The 6,800-nt window shown below is 69.9% G+C and carries 5 protein-coding genes; all 5 read right to left on the bottom strand.

Annotation, left to right across the window (positions count from 1 at the left end):
- Nucleotides 1-92 precede the first annotated feature (92 nt).
- The 5 genes from L3V85_RS35430 to L3V85_RS35410 all read right to left on the bottom strand — a co-directional run bounded on the left by L3V85_RS35430 (nt 93) and on the right by L3V85_RS35410 (nt 6,686).
- The gene (locus tag L3V85_RS35430; RefSeq protein ID WP_237677216.1) at nt 93-1,103 is read right to left on the bottom strand and encodes a FecR family protein; all 1,011 of its coding nucleotides are present in this window, start codon (nt 1,101-1,103) and stop codon (nt 93-95) included.
- Between the two features lie 133 nt (nt 1,104-1,236).
- Entirely contained in the window at nt 1,237-1,743 is a 507-nt protein-coding gene (locus tag L3V85_RS35425; protein ID WP_237677215.1) for an RNA polymerase sigma factor, read from the bottom strand.
- Nucleotides 1,737-2,435 carry an STN domain-containing protein gene (locus L3V85_RS35420; protein ID WP_237677214.1) on the bottom strand — a complete coding sequence of 233 codons (699 nt, stop codon included), beginning with the start codon at nt 2,433-2,435 and terminating at the stop codon, nt 1,737-1,739. The genes L3V85_RS35425 and L3V85_RS35420 overlap by 7 nt, the downstream gene beginning before the upstream one ends.
- Nucleotides 2,436-2,592: 157 nt before the next feature.
- On the bottom strand, nt 2,593-3,069 hold the full coding sequence (locus L3V85_RS35415; protein ID WP_237677213.1) for a hypothetical protein: 477 nt from the start codon (nt 3,067-3,069) through the stop codon (nt 2,593-2,595).
- A complete protein-coding gene (locus tag L3V85_RS35410) occupies nt 3,066-6,686 on the bottom strand; it encodes an ATP-binding cassette domain-containing protein (RefSeq protein WP_237677212.1) in 3,621 nt (1,206 codons plus the stop codon). Before L3V85_RS35410 ends, L3V85_RS35415 begins: the two co-directional genes overlap by 4 nt.
- Nucleotides 6,687-6,800 lie beyond the last annotated feature (114 nt).

The following is a 6,800-nucleotide window of genomic DNA, read 5'->3' as shown; positions in this document are numbered from 1 at the left end:
CGCTCCCTTGATCTCTAGACGAACGGCAAACGCAAAGAGGAACCGGTTTTTTATGACATCGTTGTCACAATCGACACGCCTCTTTCAGCGCCTCATCCCAGCAGCACGAGGCCCCCGACATGCCTGGCATCCAGCCGGTAGAGCTGCTGCATCTGCACCAGCGCCTCGTCCAGCGCGCCCACCCTGAAGCGCCCGCTGATCCGTCGCGCGGCAAGGCCCTGGCCCATCAGCACCACGCGCCCCGGCCGGTAGCGGTTGATCTCGGCCACGGCTTCCGGCAGGGGTGTCTGGTTGAACACCACCACCCCCTGCCGCCATGCCGAGGCCAGGGGGGATTCGACGCCGGCGAGCGGCCCCACGTCCTCGCGGCCATATGAGACTTCCTGTCGGGCGTGCAGCGCCACGCTGCGCGATGGATGCCGAAGCTCGGCCTCGCCTTCGGTGCACAGCACGCGCACATGGTCCGCGAAGCGCCGCACCTCGACGCAGCCGGAGGCCAGCCAGATACGGCCCGCACCCGCCGCGACCTCCATGGCAGCGCTGCCGCGATTGCGCACCGCGGCTTCGCCCGCGAGGAGCTCGACCCGCGTCCCCTCGCCTTCGGTGGCGGCCTTCACGCTCAGGCTCGTCTGCGTGTTCAGCGCCAGCTCGATGCCGCCGGCCAGATCGACCTGCTTCTGCTCGCCGGTGGCGGTGCGGTAGTCGGCGCCCAACTCCGACAGCGAGGGCCACAGGCCCAGTGGGGGCTGCACCACGACCGCGACGGCCGCGGCGCCGGCAGCGGCCATCGCCGAGCCGAGGAACAGTCGCCGTCCCGGACGCATGACGCGCTCCGGGGCGGCCCTGTCGACCGGCGCGGGATACCGCGCCCGGTAGGCTTGAGCGATGCGCCCGATGTCGCGCCAGTCGCTGGCCGTCGCCGCCCAGGCGTGCGCATGCGCGGGGCTTTGGGCACGCCAGAGCCGGAACGCGGCCGCGTCCTCGGTGGTGGGCTGCTGCGTCCTGAGCCGCCGCGCCCAGGCACGGGCCTCGGCGAGGATCGTTTCCTGATCCACCACGTGGCCAGGGCTGTCCGCGGCGGAACTGCTGGGTCTAGCGTCCATGAATCATCGAGAAGTGGCGGGTTGCGGAATTGGAGCGGGCAGGTGCGAGACACGGCGCTCCCCTTTTTCCAAAGACGAAGCGGCGCAGCAAAAAGGGAACCACTTTCTTGCGGATTTTCATGCGGTCGTGCTTTCAGCGCCTCATCTGCCTGACGCAGAATTCGTGCGCGGCCTGCAGCTCGCGCGCCACCATCCGCACCGAGATGCCGTAGCGCTCGGCCAGCTCGTCCCTCGAGAGCCCTTCCAGTCGAACCGCAAACAGGATCTCGCGCTGGCGCGCGGGCAGCCGCTCCATGGCGCCCACCAGCGCAGCCAGTTCGAAGCGGGCTTCGAGCGCTTCGGCCGGTCCGGCCGCCGGATCCTCGACCTCGAACAGGTCGTCGACCTGCGACTCGCTCAGCATGCGGGCCTCGACCCGCAAACGATCGACGGCAATGTTGGTCGCCGCGTTGAGCAGGAAGGCCTGGGGCTGCCGCACGGGTTCGATCTCGCTCTTGCCCGCCAGCCGCACCCAGGTGTCGTGCAGCGCATCGCCGGCCAGATCGGACGAGCCGAGGCGGCGCGTCAGCTGCCCCTTGAGCTGATCGTAGCGTTCGACAAGGAATCGCTTGAGCTCGGCCAGGCCCTCGGTGCTCAACACACGCTCCCGCTGCCGGGCAGCACCAGCATCGTGACGGGCTGCCCGAGCTGGGCCGGCGGGGCGGCGCCGAGATCGAGACCCGCGAGTCGCAAACGCAGCTTCGCTTCCATGCCGGCGTGTCCCTCCTGCGCGTGCACCTCCAGCTGCCGGATGGTGTTGGCGCGATCGATCCGAAAGCGCAGCGCCAGCCGGACCGCGCCGGGCGCGGTGGCGGCGTCGCCGCACAGCGCCTGGGTGATCCTGGCCTGCATCCGGGCGAGATAGCGCTGGCGCTGCGCATCGGCTTCGCTCGGCGCTGGTGGAGCGGTCGCGGTGGCGCTGGCGGCCTGCGCCTGCTCGGGCGTCATCGGCACCAGCATGAAGGCATCGCGCGATGTGTATTGCGCCTCCATGCCGGTGCCCGCGATCAGCTGGCGCAGGGCTTCCTGGGGCGTATAGAAACCGTTCAACGGGGCGGACACGAGGTCCGCGACCGAGCTGCTGTCATAGAGCAGCGAGCGACCCGTGGCCGCGCTGTACTGCTGCAACGCTTCGTGCAGGGGTTGGGCCCGGATGTCGAACCGCAGCCGTCCGGGTGACGCGGTTTCCGCTGCATCGGCCGGCTGTGCGCGAGCCGACGGCGCGAGCCCCAGGCAGGCCAGGCAGCCCACCAGTGCCAGCGCACCGAGCGATGCCGTATTGCCTGTCCTCACTGATGTACCGCGCGCTTCCAGTAGTTGAGCTCAGGCCGAATCGGACGCGCCGACCGGCCAAACGCGCGGGAGGCTACACAGGCTGAAAGACGGTTGCGTGACAGGCGATGCGCAAGACCCGGGAGGCCGCGCGGATGTCAGAGAAACAAGCGTGCCCTCACTGGCGCCGGGGCGACCGTGCCGGCGGGCACGGATAGAGCTCGCGCATGTGCAGACGGAATGCCTGCGCCATCGGCATCGTCTGCTGCTCGGGCGGAAGACGCAGAAGGAAGGGAACGAGCGTGCCGGTGGTCACCTTCACGTTCATGACGGGACAACTGTCGAGCGTCGTGCCGGCCGCCTTGGCCTTGCCGAGATCGATGCGATAGCGCTCCCCGATGTGCGCCAGGCCTCGGATCGCCGCGACATAGTCGGGGTCCTTCTCGGCGAGTTCGGGGCCGAGCCTGCCGAACACGTCCATGCCGCGCAGGAAACCCGCGACCGTCAGCGTCGTGCCATCGTCCGGCCCGACGCGCGGCGGAAGGTCGCGCGAGTAGGTCTGAGCCACTGCGGGCGCACAAGCAAGCATCGCGGTGAGAAGTGCGGCGCCCAAAAAGCACCTGTGCAGTCGGTTCATTCGATGGCTGAAGATCATGAGGCAGCGATTCCTGAGGCCTGCTGCAGCCGTGGCCCGCCGAAGCTCGCGCCCTGGTGGCTGGCCAGCTTCGCGTAGACACCCTGCCTGCGCAGCAGCTGCTCGTGCGTGCCGGCTTCGGCCAGGGCGCCATTCTCCAGCACCAGGATCAGATCGGCGTCGCGGATGGTGGACAGGCGGTGGGCGACCACCAGCGTGGTCCGGTGCCGCATCAGCACGTCCAGCGCGCCGCGCACCTGCGCTTCCGAGAGCGTGTCCAGGTGCGAGGTGGCCTCGTCCAGGATCAGCACCGGCGCGTTTTTCAGGAAGGCCCGGGCAATGGAGATGCGCTGGCGCTGGCCGCCGGACAGCTGCATGCCGCGTTCGCCCACGCGGGTGGCCAGGCCCTCGGGCAGGGTCTGCACGAAGGCGCTCAGGGCCGCCTGTTGCAGCGCCAGGGCCAGTTCCTCGCGGCTGGCATCGGGCCGGGCCAGGCGGATGTTGCCTTCGAGCGTGTCGTTGAACAAATAGGTGTCCTGCGTGACCAGCGCGACGCGTTCGCGCAGGCCGTCCAGCCGCAGCTGGCGCACATCGACGCCGTCGAGCTTGACGGTGCCCTGGCGCGGGTCCCAGAACCGCAGCATCAGGCTGGCCACGGTGCTCTTGCCGGCGCCCGATGCGCCGACCACGGCCACGGTGGCGCCGGCCGGCACGACGAAGCTCAGGTCCCGCAGGGTGTCCTGCGGCTTGCCCGGATAGGCGAAAGAGACCCGTTCGAAGGCCAGCGACAGCCCGTGCGACGCCTCCGGCGGCGGCAGCGGGCCGTCGGCGACCGGCTCTGGCTCGTTGTTGACCACATGCAGCCGGCGCGTGGCCGCGATGGTGTCGGCCAGTTGGCGGCTGACCTGCGAGATCTCGGACACCGGCAGAAAGGTGGCCAGCGCGATCAGCACGAGCAGCGGCAGCATGCCGGCGGACAGCGCGCCGGCGGCCACCTGCAGTGCGCCGACCGCGGCGACCGCCAGGCCGCCCAGTCCCATGGCGACTTCGAACCAGGCGGTCTGGCGCGACAGGTCAGCCAGCATGTCCAGGCGCCGGGCCCGGCACTGGTCCGCGATCTCGAGGAACTGGACGCGGCGGCGTCCGGTGGCCTGGAAGGCGGTCAGGTCGGCCAGGCCCTGGATGGTGTCGGCGGTGTGCGCGCTCATTTCGCCCAGGGCGTGGCGGGCGCGGTCGCCCAATGCATCGATCTTGCGTCGGCCGTTGATGGGCGACACCAGCGCGTAGGCCAGGAACGGCAGCAGCGCCAGGGCCACGGGCCAGCTGTACACCGCCAGGAAGCACAGCACCGTCAGCGGCACCAGGACCGAGACGATGGCCGGGGCGATGGTGTGGGCGTAGAAGTACTCGACCATTTCCACGTCGTGCGTGGCCAAAGCGACCAGGTCGCCCGAGCGGCGCTGCAGCAGGTAGGCAGGCGCCAGCCGCTCCAGCTTGTCGTAGAGCTTGACGCGCATGTCGGCCAGCAGCTGATAGGCCATGGCATGCGCCAGCCAGGACTCGAGCCAGTGGAACAGCGCGGCCAGGGGCGCGGCGACGAGCAGTCCGACGACCAGCGCCGAGGTGGCGCGATCGTCGCGGATGGCGGCCACCACGAGCGCGCTGAGCACGCCCACGCCGATGAAGGCCGCCACGCGCGCCACGCCCAGCAAGATGGTGGCGATCAGGGTGCCGCGCCAGGGCCGCACCACCGACAGCAAGGTGGCCAGCGTGGCGTACCAGCCGACCTGTGCGGCGTCGGTGTCCAGTGAACGCAGGGCGGCGCCCTGCCCCGCGTCGCCGTCGCCATCGCCGGCAGCGCGCGGCGAAGCGACCGGTACCGCGGCGGACGCAGCGGCGCCGGAAAACGAATTCACGGCCTGTTCGTGCATCAGGCGGTGGTAGAGGCCCTGCTGGCGCATCAGTTCGGCGTGCGGGCCCTGCTCGACCACGCGCCCCTGGTCCAGCACCAGGCAGCGGTCCGCGCCGATGACGCTGGCCAGGCGATGCGCCAGGATCAGCGTGGTGCGCCCCGCCATCAGCCGATCCAGCGCCTGCTGGATCAGGGCCTCGTTCTCGGTGTCCACCGACGACAGCGCTTCGTCCAGGATCAGGATGGGCGCGTCGCGCAGCAGGGCGCGGGCGATGGCCACCCGCTGGCGCTGGCCGCCCGAGAGCTGCAGGCCACGTTCGCCGATGGCGGTGGCGTAGCCCTGCGGCAGCGCCATGATGAAGTCGTCGATGTTGGCGGCGCGGGCCGCGGCGCGCACCTGCTCGTGCGTGGCATCGGGCCGCCCCAGCCGCAGGTTGTCGTCGATCGTGCCGTGGAACAGTGTGATGTCCTGGCTGACCAGCGCCATGTGGCTCAGCAGCGTCTGCGTGTCGAGGCGGTTGACGTCGAGGCCACCCACGCGAATGGTGCCGGCTTGCGGCACGCACTCGCGCAGCAGCAGCCGCACGATGGTGGACTTGCCCGCGCCGCTGGGGCCCACGATGCCGACGCGCTCGCCGGCAGCGATGCGCAGCGACAGGCCCTGGTGGGCGGGGCGCTGCGGCGAATAGGAAAACGACACGCCGTCGAATTCGATGGTGGGTTCCAGGCGTGTCGGCGCACCGGCAACCACCTGTGCATCGGGCGCGGCAGTCAATGGCCAGGCGTCCATCAGCGCATGGATGCTCGCCGCGGCGGATTGCCCCAGCATGCCCCGGTGCAGGACGGAACGCAGGTCGCGCAGCGGACGGAAGATCTCGGTGCCGGCCATCAGCACGATCAGCAGGGCTTCCACGCTCATGTCGCCGGCGGCCACGCGCCAGGCCCCCACCGTCAGCGCCAGCGCGGCGCCCAGCGCCACGCCCAGGTCGCTGATGCCACGCGTCAGCAGGCTGACCGACAGCACCCAGAAAGTGCTGTCGGACAGCTTGCGTGCGCGGGCAGCCAGGCGTTCGCCCCACGCCTTGCCCTGCCCGTAGGACTTCAGGGTGGGCAGGCCCTGCACCGCGTCGAGGAATTCCTCGCCGAATTCATTCAGGGACCGGGTGCGCGCCAGGCTGGCGCGGCGATCCAGCATGTGCACGGCCATCGGGCCGAACAGCGCGAACAGCGCGGCGGCCAGGAACACAAGTGCCGTCGGGACGTCCCAGAAGGCGATGACCGCGAAGATGGCGAAGGGCGCCGCCGCCGCGATGACGACCTGCGGCAGGTACTGGCCGAAGAAGGTCTGCAGCTGCTCCACGCCGTCCACCACCGTCAGCATCACGCCGCCGGTGCGCTGGTTGGCGAACCAGGCCGGTCCCAGCGCGACGATGCGGTCGTACAGACGCGCGCGCAGCGCCTGCTGCACGTCGGCCGAGGAGCGGTTGGCCTGCACCGTGCGCAGGTGGTCGAACAGGGCACGCAGCAGCACCATGGCGCCGGCACAGGCGGCCGGCGCAATCCAGTCCTTCACGGGCGCTGCGTCGAACACGCGCGCCAGCAGCTGTCCGAGAAACACGTAGCGGGCGATGCCGGCGGCCAGCGCCAACAGCCCCAGAAAGATGCCGCCCGCCATCCGCATGCGCAGTCCCGCGGTCAATTGCCAAAGCCTGGTATCAAAGTACATATCGATCGATGCTTGCCGCGAAGCCGCCATGGTCATGCATCGGGCATTTGGGCGAAAGCGATAGTTACTCAATCGTGGGTTGAGATAGATTGCACCCTTTGCCGATCTGTTCGC

Source organism: Variovorax paradoxus, assembly GCF_022009635.1.
Taxonomy (GTDB): domain Bacteria; phylum Pseudomonadota; class Gammaproteobacteria; order Burkholderiales; family Burkholderiaceae_C; genus Variovorax.
Note: the sequence above shows the minus strand (reverse complement) of the source record. Positions and strands in the feature narration are given on the sequence as shown.